The sequence below is a fragment of the Herbaspirillum huttiense genome (assembly GCF_004367745.1).
GTDB lineage: Bacteria > Pseudomonadota > Gammaproteobacteria > Burkholderiales > Burkholderiaceae_D > Herbaspirillum > Herbaspirillum huttiense.
The window spans coordinates 2880517-2903549 of record NZ_CP037993.1 but is presented as its reverse complement, the minus strand read 5'-3'; the positions used below and the strand labels follow the sequence as shown (position 1 = coordinate 2903549).

The following is a 23033-nucleotide window of genomic DNA, read 5'->3' as shown; positions in this document are numbered from 1 at the left end:
TCAGCCATCGATATGGGCCACCAGCGGCAAATGGTCAGAGGCCACGCGTGACAGGGCGGTGCGGTGGACCTGCACCTGCAGCAGGCGTTGACGCGGGCTGATCCAGATGCGGTCCAGCGCAAACAGCGGCCAGCGAGATGGGAACGTGCGCGGTGCGGGTGCGGCCTCGAAGTGGGAAACCAGCCAGCGCAGGGCTCGCCCCCACATGAACCATTCATTGACGTCGCCCATGAGGATCACCGGTGCCTGGTCGGTATCGAAGGCCTGCAGCAGCCGTTTGATCTGGGCACGCCGCTCAGCGGGCTTGAGCCCCAGATGGGTGGCGATCACGCGCAGCATGTGGCCGTGGCAATCGATATCCGCATCCAGTGCGCCGCGCGGTTCGCGGCTGCCGAAGGACAAGTCGATGCTCTGTTTGGCAAGAATGGGGTAGCGGCTCAGGACGGCATTGCCATAACGGCGTTCGGCACTCTCCATGGTCGGTCCCTCGACCGCGAAAAATCCAGTCTCTTTCCTTAGCAAGGACAGCACATCCGGCTGCGAGGAGCCGCCCAGGGGCACTTCCTGCAGGGCCACCACATCCGCATTGATTTCCTTGAGCACCTGGACAATGCGCTGCGGGGAGAATACGTCATCGGTGCCGATCGCCCCATGGATGTTGTACGTCGCCACGGTGAGCGGCCATGGGTCGAGGTCGCGCAATGGCACATCGCCGGTGAGGACGAGTTCCGTATCGGAACGCGCCTCCGCCGTCGATGCCGGCTGGTACTCGGCGGCGCGATGGGACAGGCTACCGGAGCGCATCAGGCCTGCCTCGCCTCCACGCCATGCTCGGCGCTGACGCGCGCCATGCCCTCATCGCCCGGCGTGTGCGACGCAGGGCTCTTGCGGGTGGACGATGCGGACGATTTCGATTTCTTCCCGACGCGCGGCTTGAGCAGCTTCTGCAAGCCAAACGCCATCAACATCAGCGCGGCGGTCACGCCGACCAGAATCAGCACGGTCTGTAAACTGGGATGGCGGATGGCTTCGGCCAGGTTGTGCGAGAACACCACCGTCAGCGCGATACCGGGGGCCATGCCGATCAAGGTGCCCAGCAGGTAATCGCGCAAGCCAAGGTGCGACGCGCCTGCCACCACGTTGACGACCGTGAAGGGCGCAATCGGCAGCAGCCGCACCACGGCCATGGCAGCGATGCCGCGCTGGGCAAAGCGGCGGCTCAGGTTGTTGATGCGCGGACCCAGCATGTCGCGCAGCGCGTCATGCCCCAGCCAATGGCCCAGGCCGAAGCCGAGCAGGGCGCTCAAGCCCACGCCCGCCGTGGCATACAGGCCGCCATTCACCGGCCCGAACACTACCCCCGCGACCGCGATCAGCACCGTGATGGGTACCATCAGCATGCCCGCCACCACGAAGGCCGCAATCACGATGGCCGGCGTGAAGGGCATCTGGTCGACGCTGCGCGCCAGCGCAATCAGCGAGCTCAGATTGATCCATTCGCGCAGCGGTGTGAATCGCCAGGCCAATGCAAAGACCACCAGTGCCACGGCCAGCACGCCCAGGCCGATCATGCGGCGCGGCACCGGCTTTCTGGCACTGTGCGGCACATAGGCATCGACGATTTCATCGGGGCTGATGGGGCGTTCCGGATCGAAGACGGCATTGTCCTGGGTCAAGGCATCCAGCTCCGGGATGAGGCGCGGATCCATGGGGCGCAGTTCGCGCCGTTCTGCCTTGCGCAAGCGGGCGATGGCGCCATGCAGGCTTTGGTCCTGCTGAAGGGCGGCTTGCACATCGGCAGGTGCGACGCCCAGATGCTCGGCCAGCAGGCGGTTGCGCATGAGCGCGATGGCCGCGCGGATTTCGTCCTGCTTGGCGGCATCGCCCTGCAATTCGATGGTCAGGTTGCATTCGGTGTCGAAGGCCATGGAGCGATTGCTCATGTTGGCCGAGCCGACCGAGAACAGCCGGTCATCCATGCTGAAGACCTTGCTGTGGACGTTCAGGCAGCAGCCATCCTCCAGGCCGGGCAGGTGCGGGCAATACATCTGGTAGCGCGTAGCGGCCTGCTCGCCCTGGTTTTCCAGGGCGCTTTTGAGACGGTGATGGATGCGGGCGCGCAGCGCGCCCATGGTGGCCTGCTCCAGCCAGCCGCTCTGGGTCTGCGGAGATATGACGGCCACTTCGGGGCCTTGCGGTTCGCGCAGGCGCGCGCCAATCGCTTCGGACAGCACGTTCGAGGTGAAGTACTGGTTTTCGAAGAACAGGTGATGCTGCGCACCGGCGATGGCATCAAGATAGAGTTCGCGCACTTCAAACACCCCCGGACGATCTTCGTAGGCAGGTTCGGTGCGCGAGATGCCGACCCGCAGATCGCACAGATCGGGCTCGAATCCCTGTGGCCATGGATCAACGGCAGGCAAGCTGGTGGCTTGCATCAACGCGGTACGGCGCTCTGCATAGCCGGCCAGATTCCAGCGCCGACGCGCCAATTCACCCAAGGCACGGGCGACATCGCCGTCGACCATGGCCTGCACGTCATGGAAAGGGGCGTAAGGCTTGTCGTCGGGATCGCGCCGCAGCGGGTTCTCTGGGAGATGTTCCGGCGTATCCCAGCGGCAGCGGGTCAGGTCAAGGCCGCCCACGAACGCCAGCTTGTCATCGATCACCACGATCTTCTGATGATGCGAAGCGCCGACCGGATGGCGCGCATCGGTACGGAAATGCAGCCGCTTGTTACGCGCACGGCCCGGCTTGCGGGCAATCATCCATTCACGTTCCAGCGCGTAGAGCATGGCGTAGTCCCAGTTCAGCACGCGGATGTGCAGATCGGGCTGGCGCTCGACCAGCGCATGCAGCAGGTCACCCAGCTGCGGCGGCAAGCTATCGTCGGTGTCATTGATATCGGGTACCAGGACGGTACGGCTGTCGATATCCCAGCCGAGAATGAAGACGCTGCGCCGGGCGTTGAGCAGGGCCATGCGCAAGGCGCGGAAATAATCGGCGGCGTCGATGAGCAGCTTGAAACGCTGCGCATGTTCCACCCGCCAGCAATTGCGGCCGGGCTGCAGCAGCCCCGCTGCGGGGGATTCCTGGACAGGGGTGGACGACATCATGGCCTCCGGAGACACGTGACTTTTGTGATCGTTGTGGTGTGAATGGGATCAGGGCTTGCCAACAGACATCGGATGTTCATCCGTGTCGGTCGATTGCCGGGACGGATCCGTCGCGCCGTTGCTGCGCTCTTGCACCGCCTGGTGCGGCAGAGGCTTGGGCTTGCGCTGATCCATGCCGGTCTCGGTGGATTCCGTGGTTTCTTCGGGTAGGGGAATCTTGTCGCTCACGATGGGCTCCTCTTCACTTTCAATCACTTGTGGTTCATTGCGGCGGCTGGCCGTTGGAGGCGGTGACGCCACCGTCGACCGGCAGGTTCACACCGGTCACGAAGCCGGCATCAGGGCTGGCCAGGAAGGCGATCACGGAAGCAACTTCAACCGGGTCGGCACCGCGGCCGAGCGGAATGCGTTCGGCAAACTTGGCCAGCTGTTCCTGGTCCTCAGCCACATCGGCGGTCATGCCGGTGAAGGTGAGGCTGGGGCAGACTGCATTCACACGCACGCCCTTGCGGCCGAAATCCAGGGCCATGGCGCGGGTGAGGTTGACGACGGCACCCTTGGAGGTGTTGTAGGCCGCCAGATTCCAGTCGGCGCCCAGTCCCGAGACCGAGGCCACGTTGACGATGCATCCGCGCGTCTTCTCCAGATGGGGCATGGCTTCGCGCGCCCCGTAGAACACGCCGTTGACATTGGTGGCCTGGACGTGGTGCCAGTCTTCCGGGCTGACCTGGGTGATGTCGCCTTCGGCGAAGATGCCGGCGTCGCTGACCAGGACGTCGATGCGGCCAAAGCGTTCGATGGCGAATTCCACCATCTGGCGCACGTCTTCATGGTGCGACACATCGGTTTCGCGCGCGGCGCTGCGCTCGGCCGGCAGGGAATCGAAGACCTTGGTCAGTGCGGCAGCATTGCGATCGGCCAGCAATACCTTCGCGCCTTCGTCCGAAAAGCGGCGCGCAGTCGCTTCGCCGATGCCGGAGGCGGCCCCGGTGACGATGACGACCTTGTCCTTGAAACGTTGCAATTGGGAGGGATTGAGGCTGGGCATGGGAGGCTCCTGTTCAACTGGCAAAGCAAATGGGTAAGCGTGAGGACAGCAGGGCGCATAGGGCCAAGCCGCCAAAAGCTTCACATTAGGCCCTTCCTCGGCGGCAGCCCATCGGACAGCTCCCCAAGCTGATGTAGGAAGATGCTGTCGCAGATCGCCCTTGGCAGGGCAAATGCGAGTCTCCGATAAACGCAAAAGTGTAATTTTTTGTTGTCATGGAGCAGTAATACTTCAGTGTAACAATGCGCCCCGCATCCAGACCGGCTGTTCATTCGTTCAGTTTCCAGGGAAGAAGCTGAAGCAAATGACCAAACCTGCGCCGGTTCACCGCCACCTCAAGGGGAATTCCATGACCATCCGCATGCGTATCACGCTATTGGTGATACTTACCTTTGTCGCGATCGCCGGTATCGGCGGCTACGCGATGATGCAATCCCGTAGCAGCGCCGTGGAGGTGCGTTCGGTGACCGAGGGCGTGATGCCCAGCGTGCTGGCCTCGGCCGATCTCATGGGGCAGTTGAAGGATGTGCAGTTGGCCGCCATGGTGATGGTCAACGAGACCGACAATCAACTGGTCGCGCAGGAAAACGACAAGCTGGCCGAGAAGAAGGCCGTGCTGGAAAAGGCACTGGCCCTGCAGGCGCAGCAGGCTGAGGGCGTAGCGCAGCGCGGGCTGATCGAGCAGGCCAAGGAAAGCCTGGACAATTACTTCGGTGCCATCGATACCACCGCCAAGTTCAAGCTGGCCGGCAAGAACGAGATCGCGCAAGCGCAGTTCTTCGGCGGCGTGATGCAGTACCAGACCGAGCTGGAAGGCATCGTCAACACCCTGCGCATCGAGAAGAACCGATTCAAGGACAACGCCATTGCCTCGCTGAACGGCAAGCTGGCGCAGACCACCACCACCATCAGCATCGTCACCGTGGTCGCGGTATTGCTGCTGGGTGGCCTGGGCTTCCTGCTGTACCGCCAGATCACCGGTCCGATCAGCCGCATGGCCGCCATGATGGGTGAAATCGCCACCAGCCAGGACTTCACCCGCCGCCTGCCGGTGCAGCGCATGGACGAAGTGGGCCATTCCGTCGTCGCCTTCAATGGCATGGTCGAGAAGATCGAGGAAGCCTCGGCCCAGGTGCGCCAGAAGACCGCCGACATGCAGGCCATGCTGCAGAACATTCCGCAGGGCATTCTCACCATCGTCGATGGCAACAAGGTGCATCCGGAGTATTCGGCCTTCCTGGAAACGGTGTTCGACACCACCGACATCGCCGGCCGCGACGTGATGGAACTGGTCTTCTCCAACACCAATCTCGGCGCCGACACGCTCTCGCAGATCGAAGCCATCGGCGGCGCCTGCATCGGCGAAGACGTTATGAACTTCAGCTTCAACGAACACCTGATGGTCGGCGAAATCGAAAAGACCATGGCCGATGGCAGCGTGAAGATCCTCGATCTCTCGTGGTCGCCCATCACTGATGAGCAGGACATGGTGATCCGCCTGATGCTGTGCGTGCGCGATGTGACCGAGCTGCGCCACCTGGCTGCCGAAGCCAACGAGCAGAAGCGCGAACTGGAAATGATCGGCGAAATCCTCGCCGTGGCCCCGGCCAAGTTTGCCGAATTCATCGTCAGCGCCCGCCGCTTCCTGGACGAGAACGAGCAGATCGTGCACCAGAACCCGCAGGCGACGGCCTTCGCCATCGCCAAGCTGTTCCGCAACATGCACACCATCAAGGGCAACGGCCGCACCTACGGCCTGCTGCACCTGGCCAACGTGGTCCACCACACCGAGCAGCATTATGACGACCTGCGCCATCCGGCCAGCGGCGCCGTCTGGAGCCAGGAAGAGCTGCTGCTGCAACTGGCCCAGGTGCGCGAGATCATCGACCGCTACGCCCGCATCAACGACGTCACGCTGGGCCGTGGTGCCAGCGCCGGTAGTGGTGGCGAGCAGGTGTTGCCGGGCTACGAACGCCATGTCCTGACCATCGACCGCAAGCACATCCAGGAAAGCCTGCTGCGTCTGGAGAACGTCAATACTGCCAACCTGCACGAGCTGGTGGCCGTGCGCAACGACGTGCGCCGTACCCTGCGCCTGCTGGGTACCGAGACCATCGAGGAAGTACTGGCCCCGGTCATCGATTCGCTGCCGGCGCTGGCCAGCGACCTCGGCAAGTCGGCCCCGATAGTGCAGATCGACGACAACGGCTATGTGGTCCACAGTTTTGCTTCGCCGCTGTTGCAGAACGTATTCATGCACCTGATCCGCAATGCGGTGGATCACGGCCTGGAATCGGGCGAAGAGCGCCTGGCCAAGGGCAAGCCCGAAGCCGGCACCATCAAGCTGGAAATGGGCGTGATGGAAGACATGTTCCAGATGGCCCTGTCCGACGATGGCCGTGGCCTGGCGCTGCACAAGGTGCGCCAGATCGCTATCGAGAAGCAGCTCATCAGCGTGGACCAGGTACTCACCGATGCCGAGATCGCGCGCCTGATCCTGCAGCCGGGCTTCTCAACACGCAGCGAAGTGACCGAGGTATCGGGACGCGGCGTGGGCATGGATGCGGTGCTGGACTTCGTCACCCGTGAACACGGCAAGATCGAGATCCGCTTCATGGATAGCGAAGAGGGGGCTGCCTTCCGTGCCTTCCAGATCATCGTGATGCTGCCGGAAAACGTGGCGGTGGAAGTCGATGGCATCGACGTGCCGTATCCGGTGGCGGGACAGGAAATCGCTGCACCGGCGGTGCTGCCGCCGGGCGGCGATGCACAGGTCGCCTGATTCACCTGACGCGATCACGCAATCTCATCAAGACAGCAGGAATAGCACGCCATGTTTCAATCACTTCTTCTGGTAGCGCTGGGCGCTGCCCTGGCCGGCCTGCCGATGGCCGCGCTGTGGCTGCGCCAGAAGCGTCGCGCGCGCCAGCTGATCGATGCCGGTCAGCTGGAACGCGTGCGTGACCAGGCCCAGGCCACGCTCGCCGAGCAACAGCAGCAATGGAGCGCGCACCAGCAACAGCTGGAACAGGATCGACTGGCCGCGCAGCAGCACATGGCCGAGATGCGCCGCGAGAGCGAGGCCATGCTGGCACGCCTGTCCAGCGAGCAGTCCGATCACGTGTCGCGCGTGCGCCAGAGTTGCGACGAGTCGCAGGACACCATCAGCAAGTTGCTGGGTCTGGTACGCACCTTCGAGCGCTGGCATGACGACATGAACGAGCTGATCGCGCACAACCGCGAGATGCATCGCAAGAACGACGAGTTCGCGCTGATCGTGAACCAGGTCATCATCGTGGCCCTGAATGCGTCCATCGAAGCTGCGCGTGCCGGTGTGCATGGCCGTGGCTTTGCCGTGGTGGCGCAGGAAGTGCGCGATCTGGCGCAGCGGGCCGAGAAGCTTTCCAAGAGCTATCGCGCCAACCTGTACCAGAACGACCTGATCACCACCACCACCTTCCAGGACCTGCAGGCCGGGGGCAAGATGATCATGGGTGCCGTCATCGGCCTCGACCTGATCAACAAGAAGACCCGGCAAGCGCTGGCCGAAGCGGCATGAGCGCCAACGACATGGACGAGCTGCAGGCGGTAGCCGAGGTCGTGGCCGACGAGCGCATCAGCGCCAGCGCGCGCGACGGCTTCGATACGCTCCTGCAGCAGGCGCTGCGCAGCAGCCTGGTGCCGTCGGACGCCAGTGCGGAGATCTCGGTGGTGGAAGACATCGCCGCCCTTACCGAGAAGAAGATGGTGGTGCTGACCATCTCGTCTTATCTGTTCCGCCTGATGGTGATGTTTCACTTCACGCCGGACGCCGCCACTCGCGGCCACTTTGCGCGCCTGACGCGGGTGTCTGCCGGGGAGATGGGCGAACAGGCCTTGATGGATGCAATTGCCGAATGCGGCAATCTCTGCTGCGGCATCTTCAATCGCGAGCTGGGACGCTTCTTCCCGCACCTGGGCATGTCCACGCCCAACGTGATCGATACGCAGTGCGTGGCCTACCTGCAAAAACTCAACTGCGCGCACGTGCGGCATTTCGCCATCGACATGACGGACGCGCCGCGCCTGCACGTTTCACTGGCCCTTTCCACTTACGACCGGCTGGACTTTGCCGTGGCACCGGGCGAAGAGGCCGATACAACGGGCGAGCTGGAACTGTTCTGACCATTCAACGATTCGGGGGAATCTCATCACCATGGAAGCCACTGCCAGCCTCGACAACGCCATCACCAGCAAGGTGTTGGTCCTGGACCGCGACGCCGACTGCTACGACACCATCAAATCCTTTTGCGAGCGCCACAACCTGGTCGGGCTGAAGGCCCATGAAGAACATGTGATGGCGGTCTTGCGCAGCAACGTCGACCTGGGCGGCATCATGCTCTCGGAAAGCCTGGCCGGACTGGGCGAGGGCGGGCCTGGCCTGGCGCGCCGCATCCGCGAGGTGCGGCCGGAGTTGCCGATCTTCCTGCGCCGTCGCCGGGAAGCTGCTGATGTCGAATTGTCCGAACGCGATAGCGAACTCTTCAGCGCCGTCTATCGCATCGAGCACATCGATGCGCTGGCACCGGCGGTGGCCTCGTCGATTTTCAGCCAGCAATACCCCAATGCACTGGTGCGCGGCATTGCCGAGATCAGCCGCATGGTGCTGGAGAGCCAGTTCCCCGGCATGCAGGTCGAGATCGAGCAGCCTTATCTGGTGCGCGACCGCATCATCTTCGGGGAAGTGTTCACGCTCATTCCGCTGGAGAGCAGCTGGTGCCGTGGCTACATGATGCTGCAGGCGGAACAGAAGACGCTGCAGGCACTGGCACCGGACGAATCGGGCGATTTCCGCAATCTCAACAATGCGCTGGGCGAACTGACCAACCTGATCTGGGGCTGGTTCAAGAACCGCTTCATCAACCAGAGCCAGCCCATTCATCAACTGAGCCAGGTGCCGATCATCATCAATCACCAGCATCGCTACATTTCCTTCGGTTCGGAGGATGCGCAGCTGTGCTTCAAATACCTGCTGCGTCGTGACGACGGTGCACCGCTGGTGCTGCTGCAGCGCTTCATCTTCAACCTGTCGTGGTCGCCGGAGGATTTCACCGAGAACCAGACCTCGGTGGAAGAGCTGTTCGAATCCGGCGAGCTGGAACTGTTCTGAGGCCGGGGTAGCACCCCGGCATTGATTTACCTTCCCCTCAAGCAATTACGCAAATCAAGCAAAGAGAGAATTCAAGATGGCACAAATCCTGGTAGTGGACGATTCGAGCACCGTGCGCGCCGAAGTCGGTGACTTCCTCAAGAAAAATGGCCTGGACGTGGCCCTGGCCGTGGATGGCCGCGATGGCCTGGCCAAGCTCAAGAGCGACCCGGCCATCAAGCTGGTGGTCTCCGACGTGAACATGCCCAACATGGACGGCCTGACCATGGCCGAGAAGATCCGCAGCGAACTGGGCAATGCCAGCGTGAACATCATCATGCTGACTACCGAGAATTCGCCCATCATGAAGGAACGTGGCAAGGCTGCCGGTATCAAGGGTTGGATCGTCAAGCCCTTCAAGGGGGAGGCGGTGTTGCCGACGTTCAAGAAGCTGGTGGGTGTTTGAAGGTATTGATCTGCGTTGAGCATTCAGCCTTCAATTAGTGTGAGTACGAATCGGCCCGCAGTGATGCGGGCCGATTCGTTTGTGGTCTGCTGTTGGAGCACAGCTGCTTTATTAATCGTAGCTACGAATATTGGTTGAAGAGCGGATTAAGTGTAGTTACAATTAATCCCCATGCAGATTACATTCGACCCGAAAAAAGACGTCGTCAACCGACACAAGCACGGCGTTTCACTCGCAGAAGCGGCGGCCATCGAATGGGACACGGCATTGCTCAGCGTGGACCGCAGGTTTGATTATGATGAGGTTCGGGAAATCGCGATTGCCTACATCGGTCTGCGGCTCCATGTGGTGGTCTTTGTGGAGCGAAATGAAGTGTTGCGCATCATCAGTCTGCGCAGGGCAACCAAAAGGGAGATACAACACTATGCCGAAGCTTAAACCAGGAACAATCGTACCTACTGCCGCCGAAGATGCGGCGCTCACCAAGGCCGCTTTGGCGGATCCGGACGCGCAGCCGCTCACGGCAGCGCAGTTCTCCACGATGCGTCCGGCGCGCGGACGCGGCAGGCCGGCGGGAAGTGGCTGCAAGGTGCAAGTGACGATGCGCTTTGATCAGGACATCGTTGAGGCCTTCAAGGCCGGGGGGGATGGCTGGCAAAGTCGGATGAACGGTGCCTTGCGAGAATGGCTGGCGCAGCACAAGCCGGCTTGAATCACGGCTCTTCCAGCACCAGTTCGAAGCAGATCAGCACGGGATTGCTGCCGCGCTTGAGCACTCCCTCCCAGACCCGGCCTTGGGGATTGATGAGGCCGATGTCCAGGCGTCCCATTCCATCGCGCACTTCGCCCGATCGAACCAGGATTTCAGTGGCACGGTCTTCCAGCACGCGTCCGTCTTCAAAATTTGCCCCGATGATGCTGCCCACGCTGCCGCGCACGATGGCATTGCGCATGCCGTGCTCCGCGCAGGCCTGTTCGACGGCGATGGTGAGATCCTGGTCGGGGCGGATGCGTGCCAGTACCAAGCGTTTTCCACTCGCTGAGAGTGGCTGGTCGCTCAGCCGGGTAGGGTAGAACAGGGTGAAATTGGTCTCCGGATCGTAGCGAGTCGCCATGGTGGCGTCGTGCAGACCCCAGGCTTGCGCGGGCGTACTGGCACCGGCCACGGTTTTTTCCATCATCAGGTGACCGCCCTGGCGCTGGCCATCGCGGCCGCGCCAGATGGCGTGACAGTGCACGAAAGGCTCGCCGTCCTTGCGTCCGGCGGTGGCGCAGGCGTATTCGATCACCGTTCCTTCTTCCATCGCCTGTGGCGCGCTGTAGAAAGCGGCGTGCTGGTCATCCACCGCCAGTGCAGGCATGAGGAAGTGAAGGGGGGAGACAGGGAGGTTGGCGAAGCGCACGGTACCGCCATCCAGGCCCGCGCGTGCCAGCGGAATGCTGATGGCGTCACGCAGGTTCATGCCGGCTTCGAGGGTGAAATCGAGATGCATCGCCGGACCGGACAGGGTAACGATGCGCTGCGGGTCGGGCGGGCCGGGGTGGCGGACGGTGCGGGCGAAGGCGGGTGTGGCTGACATGCGGTCTCCTTGGCAGCTGGGCTGCGGGCGGTGCGGCTTTGAGGGGCCGTCGGGGCTGGTCGAGTTCGGGGATTATCGCGCGTTCGGTGGCGGGGTGCCGGTGAATGTTTTTAATCCGTCAGCACGCAGATGAAGTTTGCAACTGCATATGGTCACTCACAATGAGTGCTGACACTTCTGCGGACACCTCTGGCTCGATCAGCAGTACAGATGGAGGAAATGACCATTACAGTCCCGATACAGCTCACTGTACAGTTAAGCTGTCCGCCTCCCGCTGCACGAGACAGGGTACTGGCCCGGCCTCACATCACTTCTCGCCGATACTCTCCTGCTCCCGCTCCGCCTGGCGCCGCGCCCTGTAGGCGCCAATCTCGCCGATCTTCAAGCCTTCCGGCAGCGACGGATACTTCCCCTGTCCCACGCGTTGCGCATGATAGATGCCGGTATGTCCGGAGAACAGATAGGCCACCACGCAAGCCAGCGCTGCAAACGGACCGATCTCCGGCCCGAACAGTTCGACGGCCATGATGGTGGAGGCAATCGGCGTATTGGCCGCGCCCGCAAAGACCGCCACGAAGCCGATCCCGGCCAGCATCGAAAACGGCAGATGCAGCAGGGGTGCCAGCGCATTGCCCACTGTCGCGCCGATATAGAAGAGCGGTGTGACTTCGCCGCCCTTGAAACCGGTGCCCAGCGAGGTCACCGTGAACACCATCTTGCCCAGGAAATCCCAAGGGGCCAGCGGCTGCTGGAAGGCTTCCACGATCACCGGGATGCCGAGACCGATGTAGCGTTGCGTACCCAGCGCCCACACGGCTACCGCAACGATGGCACCGCCGATGAAGGGCCGCAGCGGCGCATAGCTGACGTGGCGCTTCATGAAGGCCGACAGCCGGTGCGTGCTGTTGGCAAACACCATGCCGACCAGCCCAAAGACCACACCGGCCGCGATCACCGCCGCCACGCTCCACAGCGCGACCGGTACCACGCCGCCCATGTGGTAGTGGGTGTGATGCACGCCCCAGGCCAGCCCGACCTGATCGGCCGCAATGGCCGCCACGAAGCAGGGCAGGATGGCGTCATAGCGCATGCGGCCGATGGCCAGCACTTCCAGTCCGAACAATGCACCGGCCATCGGCGTGCCGAAGACCGACGCAAACCCGGCGCTGATGCCGGCCATCAGGAGAATGCGCCGGTCTTCCGTGCGCAGACGCAGCACCGTGGTCAGCTGATCAGCCAGCGCGCCGCCCATCTGCACGGCCGTGCCTTCACGGCCCACGGAAGCACCGAACAGGTGCGACATCACGGTGCCGAACAACACCAGCGGCGCCATCCGCAGCGGGATCACCTTTTTCGGATCGTGGATTTCATCGATCAGCAGGTTGTTGCCGGCTTCCACCGGCTTGCCGGTCTTCAGGTACAGCCAGCCGACCGCAAAACCGCCCAGCGGCAGCAACCAGATGATCCACGGATGGGTTTCACGCCAGTGCGTGGCGTAGTCCAGCGCGAAGAGGAAGAAGGCCGAGGCCGATCCGGCAAGGGCGGCGATCAGGCTGGCGATCAGACACCATTTGACGATGTAAGGCAGCAGGTGCAGCTGTTCGGGGAGTTTATGATTTTTCATGTGACCAGAGTGCTGAATGAACATCCTGGCACACCGGGTGCAGCGCGCGCGAAGCAGAAAGGCGAACGCCTACAGCCCCGGATTGCCAGGTCACTGTAGGCATCATCAGCCCCAACGGGACGTTGGTGGCGGTTGAAGGAGGAATGCCATCTCCTTGACCCCGATAGTAGCAAGATTGAAGCTCATCGACAACGGCGCGTTGTCTGTTGCAGACAGTGCATAGGTCAATCATCCACGCAGGGCCGCTTCCAGGTCACGCAAGTGCAGCCACAGCCGGCCGCTGCTGCCTGCCGTGAGGGCGTGGGCGATGCGGCCGAACCACTGCGGCTGCAGCCGCAGTGCCGTGCGGAAGGCCTGCACGGCATCGTCCATGCGATGTATCTCTTGCAGGGCCACACCCAGGTTGAGCGCGGCATCGGCATAGCCGGGACGCAGTTGCAGCGCGCGGGCAAAGGCGTCGACGGCGGCGGCACCTTCCTTCATATCCTGCAGGGTCAGGCCGAGGTTGAACCAGGTCTCGGCTACCTCGGGACGCAGCCGGCACGCTTGCTCGAAGGCCTCACGGGCGGCGGGGAGCTCGCCCAGTTCGCGCAGGGCGCTTCCCAGGTTGAGGACGGCTTCCATGGCTTGCGGCGCCAGCGCGACGGCCTGGCGCAAAGCCGCTACGGCCTCCGCATGCTGCCCCACTGCCGACAAACTGGTGCCGAGGTGGAAATGCGCCTGGCTCAATCCAGGCTGATGTCGTGCCGCCGCGTCGAAATACTGGACGGCCGTGGCGGGATCGCCTTCGGCCAGCGCTATCCGGCCGGCCATGAGCAACGAGGGCACATGCTCCGGCCGCGGTGCCAGGCTCAGCAGGATATGTTGCCGCGCCTGCGCCAGCGCCTGCCGGTCCAGCGCCAGCATGGCCAGCAGCTGATGGGCCGCCGGATGCTGCGGCACCAGCGCCAGCAAGGCGTGGCAGGCTTGTTCGGCTTCTGCGACACGTCCGGCATTGTAGTGCTGCAGGGCGGCGCCCATGATCTGGTCGGGAGCGGCTGGCGAGGCGGACATGGCGCGGGCAGGTGGTTGTTCAGCCAGCGGCGCGTTCGACGATGACGTAATGCTTGCGCACCGGCTCCAGCACTTCAAAGACGCCCTTGAAGCCTGCCGGGATCACCATCGCATCGCCCGGACCCGCTTCGGCCGCATGGCCCTGTTCGTCGATGACGCGGCAGCGGCCTTCGAGGACGCAAAAATATTCATCTTTGTTGGGGGCGAAGGCGATGCGCCAGCTGCCTTTTTCGCAGGCCCAGATGCCGGCGTTCATTTCTCCGCTGGCATTGGTGAAGTGATTCCACGTGGTGCGCAGCGGATTGCCCTCCAGGCGGCGGTCTTCGCGTGGGTGGTCGTATTCGGGCGCAGGGGAATTCAGGCGGAACTGGGTGATGGCAGGGGTGGCGGACATGATGAAGAAGTGGGCAGGCAGCGGTCAACGGCGAGGCCAGCAGTGTAACAGCAGCAGGCCCGCTACAGTCGCGCTGGCTGGCACCAAGCGGGATGCCTTGGGTCACATCGGGACAGGAGAATCTGAACGAGGAGAGCATCATGGGCAAGATCTGGATCGGCATTTCCGGCTGGCGCTATGCGCCGTGGCGCGGCAGTTTCTATCCCGAGGGGCTGCGTCAGGACGACGAACTGCACTACGCCTCGCGGGTACTGCCGAGCATCGAACTCAACGGTTCCTTCTACGCCCTGCAGCGCCCGGAAAGCTACCAGCGCTGGTATGAAGCAACGCCGCCCGGCTTCCTCTTCAGCCACAAGGGCAATCGCTTCATCACGCACACGCGCCGGCTGCAGGATATTGATGGTGCGCTGGCCAATGTCTTCGCCTCCGGCGTACTGAACCTGAAAGAAAAGGTCGGCCCCTTCCTGTGGCAATTCCCGCCCAGCTTCCGCTATGACCCGGAGCCGCTGGAACACTTCCTGAGCTTGCTGCCGCACGATACCGAGGCGGCGCAGCGGCTGGCGCGTGGCCATGAGCCGCGCATGGAGGGCAGGGTGGCGCTGGACATCGACCGCAAGCGCAAGCTGCGCCATGCCATGGAAATTCGTCATGACAGCTTCGTGGATGAGTCCTTCATCAAGCTGCTGCGCAAATACAAGGTCGCGCTGGTCGTCGCCGATGCACCCAAGAAATGGCCTTATCAGGAGGACGTGACGGCCGATTTCATGTACCTGCGCCTGCATGGCGACAAGCGCTTGTACCAGAGCGGCTACAGCGACGAAGCCATCGACGCCTGGGCCGAGCGTATCCGGGCCTGGGCCAGCGGCGGTCAGCCGGAAGGCGGGCCACGCATCTCCGGGAGCGCGCCGCGCAAGCGGGCCAGTCGCGATATTTACTGTTATTTTGATAACGATATGAAGGTCAAGGCCCCCTTTGACGCGCGCCGCCTGATCGACCGCCTGGGCCTGAAGCTGGACTTGCCGCCGCCCGGCCGCATGCTCGATGAGGATCGATGAGGTGAACCGGCCTCGAGGAGCGGCTATAATACTGCCCCTGATGCGGACAAAATGGGCTGCAATATCAGTGACTTAGTGAAGTTTGCTGAATTGCTGAAGCCCGCCGCGTGAATTCATCCCAATGCGGCCTTGCGCCTGCCTTTCGCCTTCATATCGTGACTTACAGCATCAAAGAAATCTTCTATACCTTGCAAGGCGAGGGCGCGCACGCCGGCCGTCCAGCAGTGTTCTGCCGTTTTTCGGGCTGCAACCTTTGGACCGGCCGCGAGGAAGACCGCGCCCGCGCCATCTGCCAGTTCTGCGATACCGATTTCGTCGGCACCGATGGCGAGAACGGCGGCAAGTTCAAGTCGGCGGCTGAGCTGGCCGACAAGATCAACAGCTTCTGGCCGGCCCGCCATGCCGCCAGCAAATACGTCGTCTTCACCGGCGGCGAGCCCCTGCTGCAACTGGATACGGCCCTGATCGAGGCCATGCATGCGGTCGGCTTTGAGATCGCCATTGAGACCAACGGCACCATCGAGGTGCCGCAGGGCGTGGACTGGATCTGCGTGAGCCCCAAGATGGGCTCGGAACTGAAGGTCAAACGCGGCAGCGAACTCAAAGTGGTGGTGCCGCAGCCTGGCCAGCCGCTGGACGAATATGAAAAGCTGGATTTCCAGCACTTCCTGCTGCAACCCATGGATGGCCTGCAGGCGGCCGCCAATACGCGCCTGGCCATCGAGATGGTCAAGAACAACCCCAAGTGGAAACTGAGCATCCAGACCCACAAGCTGCTCAATATCCCCTGACCGATTTTTTGCTTTTTTCTTCATGCGGCGCTGCGCCGCGTGATTACAATGGCTTCACCCGGCCTGCTGCACGGCTTGTGCGGCGGCCATCCTCGAAGAAACATTCATGCTCACCATTACCCGCAAACTCGAATTCGACGCCGGCCACCGCATTCCGGACCACAAGAGCCAGTGCCGCAACCTGCACGGCCACCGCTATACGCTGGAAATCACCCTGACTGGCGCGGTCATCGACATCGAGGGCAATTCCGACAACGGCATGATCATGGACTTCTCCGACATCAAGGCCCTGGCCAAGGAGCACCTGGTCGATGTCTGGGACCATGCCTTCCTGGTCTATGAAAAAGACGCGCCGGTCCGCGACTTCCTGGCCAGCCTGCCGGGCCACAAGACGGTCATCATCGGCAGCATCCCGACGGTCGAAAACCTGGCGCGCGAAGCCTTCGCCATCCTCAAGGCGGCCTACAAGGACCGCTACGGCACCGGCCTGCACCTGCAGAAGCTGGTGCTGCACGAAACGCCCAATTGCTGGGCTGAAATCACGGCCGACTGATGGACGGCGCTGTCCTCCCGCAAGCCATCACCGAGGCCGACCTGCGCCACATGCGCGCCGCGCTCGACCAGGCCAACAATGCCTGGGCGCTGGGCGAGGTGCCGGTGGGTGCGGTGGTGGTCAAGGATGGCGTGGTCATCGCCACCGGCTTCAACCAGCCCATCGGCAAGCACGATCCGACCGCCCATGCGGAGATCATGGCGCTGCGCCGGGCGGCCGAGAAGCTGGGCAACTATCGCCTGCCCGGATGTGAGCTCTACGTCACGCTGGAACCCTGCGTGATGTGTTCCGGTGCCATGATGCACGCCCGCCTGGCACGCGTGGTCTATGGCGCGGCCGATCCCAAGACCGGTGCGTGCGGCTCGGTGGTGAACCTGTTTGAGCAAGACAAGCTGAACCATCACACCGAACTGCTGGGCGGCGTGATGGCCGAGGAATGTGGCCAGTTACTGAAAGAATTCTTCGCCATGCGACGCGAACAAGTGAAGCAGCAACGCCTGCTCGACGCCGCCGCGCAAGGCGATGCACAAGCATCAGGTGAACCAACATGACGATGGCAACTGCTGGCCGTGAACTGCTGGAAGGACTGGTCCCGCCGGGAACGGGGGTGGCCATTGTGGCACCGTGTGGCCATGCCGGTCTGGATCCCGCCGGCGTGCAGCGCGGCGTGGCCTTGCTGGAATCGCTGGGCTGCCGGGTGCGCAATTTCTACGACCATGCCCGGCGCTACCAACGCTTCGGCGCCACCGATGAGCAGCGCGCGGCGCAATTGATGGAAGCGGCTGCCGACCCGGAAATCGACGTCATCATGGGGTTGCGTGGCTCCTATGGCATGAGCCGTATCCTGCCGGCGCTGGACATTCCCGCGCTGGCCGCCAGTGGCAAGCTGCTGGTGGGCTACAGCGATTTCACGGCCCTGCAGTGCTGCCTGCTGGCGCAATCGGGTTACGCCGGTTTCCAGGGGCCGATGCTCTCCGGTGACTTTGGCGCCGAATCGCCCAATTGGGCAGCGCTGGCGAATTTATGGCGCACGCTGACTTCATCGCAGGTGGTGGTCCACAACTATGATGGGCTGGCCGGTGCAGATCGCGCCCCCAATGGAGACCGCCGTACCGATCCGCTCAGTCCGGTGCTGCAGTGTTCGGGCAAGCTGTGGGGCGGCAATCTGGCGATGATGGCGCATATGGTTGGTCATCCGCAGTTTCCCGCGATCGACGGCGGGATTCTGTTCCTGGAGGATGTGAATGAACATCCGTTCCGGGTGGAACGCATGATCCTGCAACTGGAGCAGGCTGGCGTGCTGGCCAGGCAGAAGGCCATCCTGCTGGGCGACTTCTCGGCCTACCGCCTGGCCGAGATCGACAACGGCTACGATTTCACCGAGATGCTGGCTTTCCTGCGCCAGCGCATCGCCACCCCCATCGTGACCGGTCTGCCTTTCGGCCATGTGCGCGATCTGGTGACGCTGCCGCTGGGCGCGCACGCGGCGCTCGATGCCCGCGGTGCAGAAGGATTCACCTTGACCCTCTCGGATTATCCGACCCTGGCCCGCCGGTGAGACTGCAGGCGGCTCGGCGGGCTGCTTGCATGCTCAGTGAAGGAATCGTCACTTTTCCTTGATTTCCACCTTGACCGCGTCCTGTTCGACCGTGATCTTGCCGGGCTCGAAGGTCTTGCCGTTCATCTGCAGCTGTTCCGGCTTGAAGGTATAGAGCGCGTAGTCGCGCAGGAACTGGTCGGCGGCGGCATTGCCCAGGGTGGCCAGCTGCTGCGCGTATTGCGGCGGCAGGTCGGTGCTGTCGACCTTGTCCACCTTCGGGGCATCCAATCGCAGCGAGCGCGTGGCCGGATCGTACTTGAAGGCGCTGCTCAGGGTCAGCACCGCGTTGACCGGGCGCTGCAGGAGCAGGGGATTGGCAATCTGGGCGTCGACCACGGTATTCATGCGGTTTTCGGAAGGCAGCATGCCCAGGCGCGGGTTGCTGAAGGTCACGTCGAAGATGTCCATGTAGCGCATCTTGCGCGGGAATTGCGGGGCGATGGCCGTCTGCAGTTGCTGTCTGGAGACGGTGTATTCATTGGTCCAGACGTTGTAACCGGTGTCGGCGGCCTGCGCCGGCATCAGCGGCAAGGCCAGAGCGGACAGGGTGAGGACGGCGGCGGGAAGAAGGACTCGCTTCATGCTTGCAGTTTCCAGAGTGGCAAATTGGGTCAGAGCGGCCGCGACGGGCGAAAATTCCGGGCAATTGTAAGCGTGCGGGGTCTCCTGAGGCGCACAAAGATTGGTTGTTGGCAATTTTTCACCGGCTCTCCCGCCCGCAAGGCAAGCCGCAGCAGGCTCGCGGTGGTAAAATGCCGGGTTTCGCGTGCTGCAGTTTCGTTGTTGACCGGCGTACGCAAGTTACATTTTTGAAAAGGTTTTCGCAGTGCTATCCACCGCAAACATCACCATGCAGTTCGGCGCCAAGCCGTTGTTCGAGAACATTTCCGTCAAGTTCGGCGATGGCAATCGCTACGGCCTGATCGGCGCCAATGGCTGCGGCAAATCCACCTTCATGAAGATTCTGGGCGGCGACCTGGAGCCGTCGGGCGGCAACGTCAGCCTGGACGTGAACGAGCGCCTGGGCAAGCTGCGCCAGGATCAGTTCGCGTATGAAGAAATGCGCGTGCTGGATGTGGTCATGATGGGCCACGTGGAAATGTGGGCGGCCATGTCCGAGCGCGATGCGATCTACGCCAATCCGGATGCCACCGACGACGACTACATGAAGGCCGCCGACCTGGAAGCCAAGTTCGCCGAATACGACGGCTACACCGCCGAAGCGCGTGCCGGCGAGCTGCTGCTGGGCGTGGGCGTGCCCATCGAACAGCACACCGGCCCGATGAGCAATGTGGCACCCGGCTGGAAGCTGCGCGTGCTGCTGGCCCAGGCCCTGTTCTCCAACCCGGACATCCTGCTGCTGGACGAACCGACCAACAACCTGGACATCGACACCATCCGCTGGCTGGAAGAAGTGCTCAACGAGCGCAATTCCACCATGATCATCATTTCCCACGATCGCCACTTCCTGAACCAGGTCTGTACCCACATGGCCGACATGGATTACGGCACGCTGAAGATCTATCCCGGCAACTATGACGACTACATGCTGGCGTCATCGCAAGCGCGGGCGCAGCAGTTGGCCGTCAACGCCAAGGCCAAGGAAAAAGTGGCCGAACTGCAGGACTTCGTGCGCCGCTTCTCGGCCAACAAGTCCAAGGCCCGCCAGGCGACTTCGCGCGCCAAGCAGATCGACAAGATCAAGGTCGAGGACATCAAGCCGTCTTCCCGCGTGAACCCGTTCGTGCGCTTCGAAGGCGAAAAGAAGCTGCACCGCCTGGCCGTGGAAACCCAAAGCATCACCAAGACCTACGACCGCGACATCTTCAAGAACTTCAGCATCATGGTCGAAGCCGGCGAGAAGATTGCCATCATCGGTGCCAACGGCGCGGGTAAAACCACTCTGCTGCGCAGCATCGGCGGCGACGTGACCGGCCTGCATCCGGATTCGGGCGAGGTGAAATGGGCGGAAAACGCCAACGTCGGCTATATGCCCCAGGATCCGACCGAGGAATTCGCCGGCGGCGAGACCCTGACCGACTGGATGGGCAAGTGGACCCAGGAAGGCGACGATGACCAGGCCGTGCGCGGCATTCTGGGCCGTCTGCTGTTCTCGGGCGACGATGTGAAGAAATCGGTGAAGGTGCTCTCCGGTGGCGAAAAGGGCCGCATGATGTACGGCAAGCTGATGCTGGGCCGCCACAACGTGCTGCTGATGGATGAGCCGACCAACCACATGGATATGGAATCCATCGAATCGCTCAACATCGCGCTGGAAAAGTACGCCGGTACGCTGATCTTCGTGTCGCACGACCGTGAATTCGTGTCCTCGCTGGCCACCCGCATCCTCGAAGTGAAGGACGGCCAGGTGATCGACTTCCAGGGCGGCTACGAAGACTACCTGGCCAGCCAGGGCATCGAATAATTCCCCCAACCGCATCAGCACAGCATTGTTGACCGCCATGCAAGCAACAGCAACCAAGGTCGTCGAATTCGAGCGACCGCAAATGGAGACCGGCGGCAGTTGTACCGCCAATGCGTGGGCCAAGGTACCGGCCACGCCCAGCCCCGAGGAACGCGCGCAATTGAAAGCGCGCATCCGCCAGCTGCTCAAGGAAAAGCAGGCGGTGCTGGTGGCGCACTACTACGTCGATGGCGACCTGCAGGACCTGGCCGAGGAAACCGGCGGCTGCGTCTCGGATTCGCTGGAGATGGCGCGTTTTGGCCGTGACCATGCCGCACAGACCCTGGTCGTGGCCGGCGTGCGCTTCATGGGCGAGACGGCCAAGATCCTCAGCCCCGAAAAGCGCATCCTGATGCCCGACCTGGACGCGACCTGCTCGTTGGACCTGGGTTGCCCGGCCGATGAGTTCGCGGCCTTCTGCGACCAGCATCCGGACCGCACCGTGGTGGTCTATGCCAATACCAGCGCGGCCGTGAAGGCCCGTGCCGACTGGATGGTGACTTCCGGCATTGGTCTTGAGATCGTCCAGCACCTGCACGCCCAAGGCAAGAAGATCCTGTGGGCACCGGACAAGCACCTCGGCAGCTACATCCAGAAGCAGACCGGCGCCGACATGCTGCTGTGGCAGGGTTCCTGCCTGGTGCATGACGAATTCAAGGGCATCGAACTGGAACTGATGCGCGCCGAACATCCGGATGCGCTGGTGCTGGTGCACCCGGAGTCGCCTGAAGCGGTGGTGGCGCAGGCCGATGTGATCGGGTCGACCTCGCAGCTGATCGCGGCGGTGCAATCGTCCGATGCGCCGGCTTTCATCGTGGCTACCGACAATGGCATCCTGCACAAGATGCGCGCAGCGGCTCCTGGCAAGCGTTTCATCGATGCCCCCACCGCCGGCAACAGCGCCACCTGCAAGAGCTGCGCGCACTGCCCGTGGATGGCCATGAATGGCTTGCAGAACCTGCTGCACGTGCTGGAAACCGGCGCCAATGAAATCCACGTCGATCCGGTCATCGGCCAGCAGGCCGTGGTCTGCATCGACCGCATGCTGGACTTCGCCGCCCAGCGCAAGGCCAAGGTCCGCCCGTCGGCGCGCCTTGAAGACGAACAGCAACTGTTTGCAGGAATCGGCCCCGCATGACGCTCCACGCCCTCAAGACTGCCTCGACCATCGCGGGCAGCAACCTGCGCAATCCCTTCGCTCCTTTCGATGCCGCGCTGCATGCGGCTTTCGATGCCAACGCCAACCAGGCCATCGCCGAGGATGTGGGCGACTGCGACTACACGGGCCTGTTGGTACCGGAAAACGAATTCGTGAAGGCCCGCGTCATCGTGCGCGAAGCTGCCGTGCTGTGCGGTGCGCCCTGGTTCGAGGCGGTGATGACCCGGCTCGATCCGCGCCTGCAGGTCAGCTGGAGCTATGCCGAAGGCGACCTGATGTCCGCCGACAGCGAGGTCTGCACCATCGAAGGCCCGGCTCGTGCCTTGCTGACCGCCGAGCGCGGTGCGCTCAATTTCCTGCAACTGCTTTCGGGCGTGGCCAGCGCTACCCGTCGTTACGTGGAAGTAGTGCAGGGTACGCGTGCGGCCATCCTCGATACCCGCAAGACCTTGCCCGGTCTGCGCCTGGCGCAGAAATACGCGGTGCGCGTGGGCGGTGGCGCCAACCAGCGGCTGGCGCTGTATGACGGCATCCTCATCAAGGAAAACCACATCGCGGCCGCCGGCGGCATCACTGCGGCTGTGGCAGCCGCCCTGAAGCTCAACGCAGGTGTGACCATCCAGGTCGAGGTGGAAAGCATTGCCGAGCTCAATGAAGCTCTGCAGGCTGGTGCTGAGTCGATCCTGCTGGACAATTTCTCGCTGGACATGATGCGCGAGGCCGTGGCCCTCAATGCGGGCCGCGCTTTGCTCGAAGCCTCCGGCGGCATCAACATGCAGACCGTGCGCGCCATTGCCGAAACCGGCGTGGATCGCATCTCCATCGGCAGCCTGACCAAGGATATCCAGGCGACTGATTTTTCCTTGCGCGTGATTGCCTGACCTGCTGAACGGCCGGCCTCACCCTGGCATCGGCCTGGCGCAGTAACTTGCACCAGGCTTCACTTTTTTGCGTGCCTGCATGCAGGAACGTATCTCGGTTTTCCCCTTCAAACGCCAGATG

At 62.7% G+C, this 23033-nt stretch carries 24 protein-coding genes and 1 riboswitch; of the genes, 15 read left to right on the top strand and 9 right to left on the bottom strand.

Annotated elements, in window-relative coordinates:
* The 4 genes from E2K99_RS13150 to budC are packed head-to-tail and all read right to left on the bottom strand — an operon-like array spanning position 1 to position 4164.
* Positions 1 to 804 carry an endonuclease/exonuclease/phosphatase family protein gene (locus E2K99_RS13150; protein ID WP_134222495.1) on the bottom strand — a complete coding sequence of 268 codons (804 nt, stop codon included), beginning with the start codon at positions 802 to 804 and terminating at the stop codon, positions 1 to 3.
* Positions 804 to 3113, bottom strand: a complete 2310-nt coding sequence (locus E2K99_RS13145; protein WP_134224104.1) for a VTT domain-containing protein — start codon at positions 3111 to 3113, stop codon at positions 804 to 806. Before E2K99_RS13145 ends, E2K99_RS13150 begins: the two co-directional genes overlap by 1 nt.
* 51 nt (positions 3114 to 3164) lie before the next feature.
* Positions 3165 to 3344, bottom strand: a complete 180-nt coding sequence (locus E2K99_RS13140) for a hypothetical protein (protein WP_134222494.1) — start codon at positions 3342 to 3344, stop codon at positions 3165 to 3167.
* A 34-nt stretch (positions 3345 to 3378) separates the two neighbouring features.
* Positions 3379 to 4164 carry a meso-2,3-butanediol dehydrogenase gene (gene budC, locus E2K99_RS13135; protein WP_134222493.1) on the bottom strand — a complete coding sequence of 262 codons (786 nt, stop codon included), beginning with the start codon at positions 4162 to 4164 and terminating at the stop codon, positions 3379 to 3381.
* Between the two features lie 349 nt (positions 4165 to 4513).
* Here budC and E2K99_RS13130 point away from each other — a divergent pair, with 349 nt between their 5' ends.
* The 7 genes from E2K99_RS13130 (at position 4514) to E2K99_RS13100 (ending at position 10470) form a co-directional block, all read left to right on the top strand.
* Positions 4514 to 6946, top strand: a complete 2433-nt coding sequence (locus E2K99_RS13130) for an ATP-binding protein (RefSeq protein ID WP_134222492.1) — start codon at positions 4514 to 4516, stop codon at positions 6944 to 6946.
* 51 nt (positions 6947 to 6997) lie between these two features.
* Complete coding sequence (locus tag E2K99_RS13125; protein WP_134136431.1) at positions 6998 to 7723, top strand: methyl-accepting chemotaxis protein; 726 nt, start codon at positions 6998 to 7000, stop codon at positions 7721 to 7723.
* Complete coding sequence (locus E2K99_RS13120) at positions 7720 to 8328, top strand: hypothetical protein (protein ID WP_134222491.1); 609 nt, start codon at positions 7720 to 7722, stop codon at positions 8326 to 8328. The genes E2K99_RS13125 and E2K99_RS13120 overlap by 4 nt, the downstream gene beginning before the upstream one ends.
* A gap of 31 nt (positions 8329 to 8359) precedes the next feature.
* Positions 8360 to 9313, top strand: coding sequence for a chemotaxis protein CheX (locus tag E2K99_RS13115; protein ID WP_039787060.1), 954 nt, complete (start codon positions 8360 to 8362; stop codon positions 9311 to 9313).
* 76 nt (positions 9314 to 9389) lie between these two features.
* Positions 9390 to 9758 (top strand): response regulator, encoded by a 369-nt coding sequence (locus E2K99_RS13110; protein WP_034331553.1) that lies wholly within the window; start codon positions 9390 to 9392, stop codon positions 9756 to 9758.
* 171 nt (positions 9759 to 9929) lie between these two features.
* Positions 9930 to 10196, top strand: coding sequence for a BrnT family toxin (locus E2K99_RS13105; protein ID WP_034331552.1), 267 nt, complete (start codon positions 9930 to 9932; stop codon positions 10194 to 10196).
* Positions 10183 to 10470: a BrnA antitoxin family protein gene (locus tag E2K99_RS13100; protein WP_134222490.1), complete on the top strand. Its 288-nt coding sequence runs from the start codon at positions 10183 to 10185 to the stop codon at positions 10468 to 10470. The genes E2K99_RS13105 and E2K99_RS13100 overlap by 14 nt, the downstream gene beginning before the upstream one ends.
* A 1-nt stretch (position 10471) precedes the next feature.
* Here the strand turns inward: E2K99_RS13100 and E2K99_RS13095 are convergent, their stop codons facing one another.
* The 4 genes from E2K99_RS13095 to E2K99_RS13080 all read right to left on the bottom strand — a co-directional run bounded on the left by E2K99_RS13095 (position 10472) and on the right by E2K99_RS13080 (position 14409).
* Positions 10472 to 11338, bottom strand: a complete 867-nt coding sequence (locus E2K99_RS13095; RefSeq protein WP_134222489.1) for a PCC domain-containing protein — start codon at positions 11336 to 11338, stop codon at positions 10472 to 10474.
* A 307-nt stretch (positions 11339 to 11645) separates the two neighbouring features.
* The gene (locus E2K99_RS13090) at positions 11646 to 12962 is read right to left on the bottom strand and encodes a voltage-gated chloride channel family protein (RefSeq protein WP_134222488.1); all 1317 of its coding nucleotides are present in this window, start codon (positions 12960 to 12962) and stop codon (positions 11646 to 11648) included.
* Between the two features lie 89 nt (positions 12963 to 13051).
* Positions 13052 to 13125: riboswitch (Fluoride riboswitch) on the bottom strand.
* 65 nt (positions 13126 to 13190) lie between these two features.
* Entirely contained in the window at positions 13191 to 14015 is an 825-nt protein-coding gene (locus E2K99_RS13085) for a tetratricopeptide repeat protein (protein ID WP_134222487.1), read from the bottom strand.
* A gap of 19 nt (positions 14016 to 14034) precedes the next feature.
* Positions 14035 to 14409: a cupin domain-containing protein gene (locus E2K99_RS13080; protein ID WP_134222486.1), complete on the bottom strand. Its 375-nt coding sequence runs from the start codon at positions 14407 to 14409 to the stop codon at positions 14035 to 14037.
* Positions 14410 to 14549: 140 nt separating this feature from the next.
* Here E2K99_RS13080 and E2K99_RS13075 point away from each other — a divergent pair, with 140 nt between their 5' ends.
* The 5 genes from E2K99_RS13075 (at position 14550) to ldcA (ending at position 18366) form a co-directional block, all read left to right on the top strand.
* Complete coding sequence (locus E2K99_RS13075; RefSeq protein ID WP_134222485.1) at positions 14550 to 15464, top strand: DUF72 domain-containing protein; 915 nt, start codon at positions 14550 to 14552, stop codon at positions 15462 to 15464.
* Positions 15465 to 15619: 155 nt separating this feature from the next.
* Positions 15620 to 16255, top strand: coding sequence for a 7-carboxy-7-deazaguanine synthase (gene queE / locus E2K99_RS13070; RefSeq protein WP_134222484.1), 636 nt, complete (start codon positions 15620 to 15622; stop codon positions 16253 to 16255).
* A 106-nt stretch (positions 16256 to 16361) separates the two neighbouring features.
* The gene (gene queD / locus E2K99_RS13065; protein WP_034332336.1) at positions 16362 to 16808 is read left to right on the top strand and encodes a 6-carboxytetrahydropterin synthase QueD; all 447 of its coding nucleotides are present in this window, start codon (positions 16362 to 16364) and stop codon (positions 16806 to 16808) included.
* Positions 16808 to 17359: a tRNA adenosine(34) deaminase TadA gene (tadA, locus tag E2K99_RS13060; protein WP_034332337.1), complete on the top strand. Its 552-nt coding sequence runs from the start codon at positions 16808 to 16810 to the stop codon at positions 17357 to 17359. The genes queD and tadA overlap by 1 nt, the downstream gene beginning before the upstream one ends.
* 2 nt (positions 17360 to 17361) lie before the next feature.
* Entirely contained in the window at positions 17362 to 18366 is a 1005-nt protein-coding gene (gene ldcA / locus E2K99_RS13055) for a muramoyltetrapeptide carboxypeptidase (protein WP_134224103.1), read from the top strand.
* A gap of 48 nt (positions 18367 to 18414) precedes the next feature.
* Here ldcA and E2K99_RS13050 read toward each other — a convergent pair whose 3' ends face one another.
* Positions 18415 to 18990, bottom strand: a complete 576-nt coding sequence (locus E2K99_RS13050; RefSeq protein WP_134222483.1) for a DUF1439 domain-containing protein — start codon at positions 18988 to 18990, stop codon at positions 18415 to 18417.
* Positions 18991 to 19234: 244 nt separating this feature from the next.
* Here E2K99_RS13050 and E2K99_RS13045 point away from each other — a divergent pair, with 244 nt between their 5' ends.
* From E2K99_RS13045 to nadC, 3 genes are read left to right on the top strand one after another with little or no spacing between them, the layout of a single operon-like run.
* The gene (locus E2K99_RS13045) at positions 19235 to 20833 is read left to right on the top strand and encodes an ABC-F family ATPase (RefSeq protein WP_134136421.1); all 1599 of its coding nucleotides are present in this window, start codon (positions 19235 to 19237) and stop codon (positions 20831 to 20833) included.
* 37 nt (positions 20834 to 20870) lie between these two features.
* Entirely contained in the window at positions 20871 to 22010 is a 1140-nt protein-coding gene (gene nadA / locus E2K99_RS13040) for a quinolinate synthase NadA (RefSeq protein WP_134222482.1), read from the top strand.
* Positions 22007 to 22912, top strand: a complete 906-nt coding sequence (nadC, locus tag E2K99_RS13035; protein ID WP_134222481.1) for a carboxylating nicotinate-nucleotide diphosphorylase — start codon at positions 22007 to 22009, stop codon at positions 22910 to 22912. The genes nadA and nadC overlap by 4 nt, the downstream gene beginning before the upstream one ends.
* The last annotated feature ends 121 nt before the right edge of the window (positions 22913 to 23033 follow it).

Excerpts from the sequence above, each read along its gene's own strand:
- E2K99_RS13150 (WP_134222495.1), bottom strand. The coding sequence starts at position 804 with ATGCGCTCCGGTAGCCTGTCCCATCGCGCCGCCGAGTACCAGCCGGCA.
- E2K99_RS13145 (WP_134224104.1), bottom strand. The coding sequence starts at position 3,113 with ATGTCGTCCACCCCTGTCCAGGAATCCCCCGCAGCGGGGCTGCTGCAG.
- budC (WP_134222493.1), bottom strand. The coding sequence starts at position 4,164 with ATGCCCAGCCTCAATCCCTCCCAATTGCAACGTTTCAAGGACAAGGTC.
- E2K99_RS13130 (WP_134222492.1), top strand. The coding sequence starts at position 4,514 with ATGACCATCCGCATGCGTATCACGCTATTGGTGATACTTACCTTTGTC.
- E2K99_RS13125 (WP_134136431.1), top strand. The coding sequence starts at position 6,998 with ATGTTTCAATCACTTCTTCTGGTAGCGCTGGGCGCTGCCCTGGCCGGC.
- E2K99_RS13120 (WP_134222491.1), top strand. The coding sequence starts at position 7,720 with ATGAGCGCCAACGACATGGACGAGCTGCAGGCGGTAGCCGAGGTCGTG.
- E2K99_RS13115 (WP_039787060.1), top strand. The coding sequence starts at position 8,360 with ATGGAAGCCACTGCCAGCCTCGACAACGCCATCACCAGCAAGGTGTTG.
- E2K99_RS13110 (WP_034331553.1), top strand. The coding sequence starts at position 9,390 with ATGGCACAAATCCTGGTAGTGGACGATTCGAGCACCGTGCGCGCCGAA.
- E2K99_RS13105 (WP_034331552.1), top strand. The coding sequence starts at position 9,930 with ATGCAGATTACATTCGACCCGAAAAAAGACGTCGTCAACCGACACAAG.
- E2K99_RS13100 (WP_134222490.1), top strand. The coding sequence starts at position 10,183 with ATGCCGAAGCTTAAACCAGGAACAATCGTACCTACTGCCGCCGAAGAT.
- E2K99_RS13095 (WP_134222489.1), bottom strand. The coding sequence starts at position 11,338 with ATGTCAGCCACACCCGCCTTCGCCCGCACCGTCCGCCACCCCGGCCCG.
- E2K99_RS13090 (WP_134222488.1), bottom strand. The coding sequence starts at position 12,962 with ATGAAAAATCATAAACTCCCCGAACAGCTGCACCTGCTGCCTTACATC.
- E2K99_RS13085 (WP_134222487.1), bottom strand. The coding sequence starts at position 14,015 with ATGTCCGCCTCGCCAGCCGCTCCCGACCAGATCATGGGCGCCGCCCTG.
- E2K99_RS13080 (WP_134222486.1), bottom strand. The coding sequence starts at position 14,409 with ATGTCCGCCACCCCTGCCATCACCCAGTTCCGCCTGAATTCCCCTGCG.
- E2K99_RS13075 (WP_134222485.1), top strand. The coding sequence starts at position 14,550 with ATGGGCAAGATCTGGATCGGCATTTCCGGCTGGCGCTATGCGCCGTGG.
- queD (WP_034332336.1), top strand. The coding sequence starts at position 16,362 with ATGCTCACCATTACCCGCAAACTCGAATTCGACGCCGGCCACCGCATT.
- tadA (WP_034332337.1), top strand. The coding sequence starts at position 16,808 with ATGGACGGCGCTGTCCTCCCGCAAGCCATCACCGAGGCCGACCTGCGC.
- ldcA (WP_134224103.1), top strand. The coding sequence starts at position 17,362 with ATGGCAACTGCTGGCCGTGAACTGCTGGAAGGACTGGTCCCGCCGGGA.
- E2K99_RS13050 (WP_134222483.1), bottom strand. The coding sequence starts at position 18,990 with ATGAAGCGAGTCCTTCTTCCCGCCGCCGTCCTCACCCTGTCCGCTCTG.
- nadA (WP_134222482.1), top strand. The coding sequence starts at position 20,871 with ATGCAAGCAACAGCAACCAAGGTCGTCGAATTCGAGCGACCGCAAATG.
- nadC (WP_134222481.1), top strand. The coding sequence starts at position 22,007 with ATGACGCTCCACGCCCTCAAGACTGCCTCGACCATCGCGGGCAGCAAC.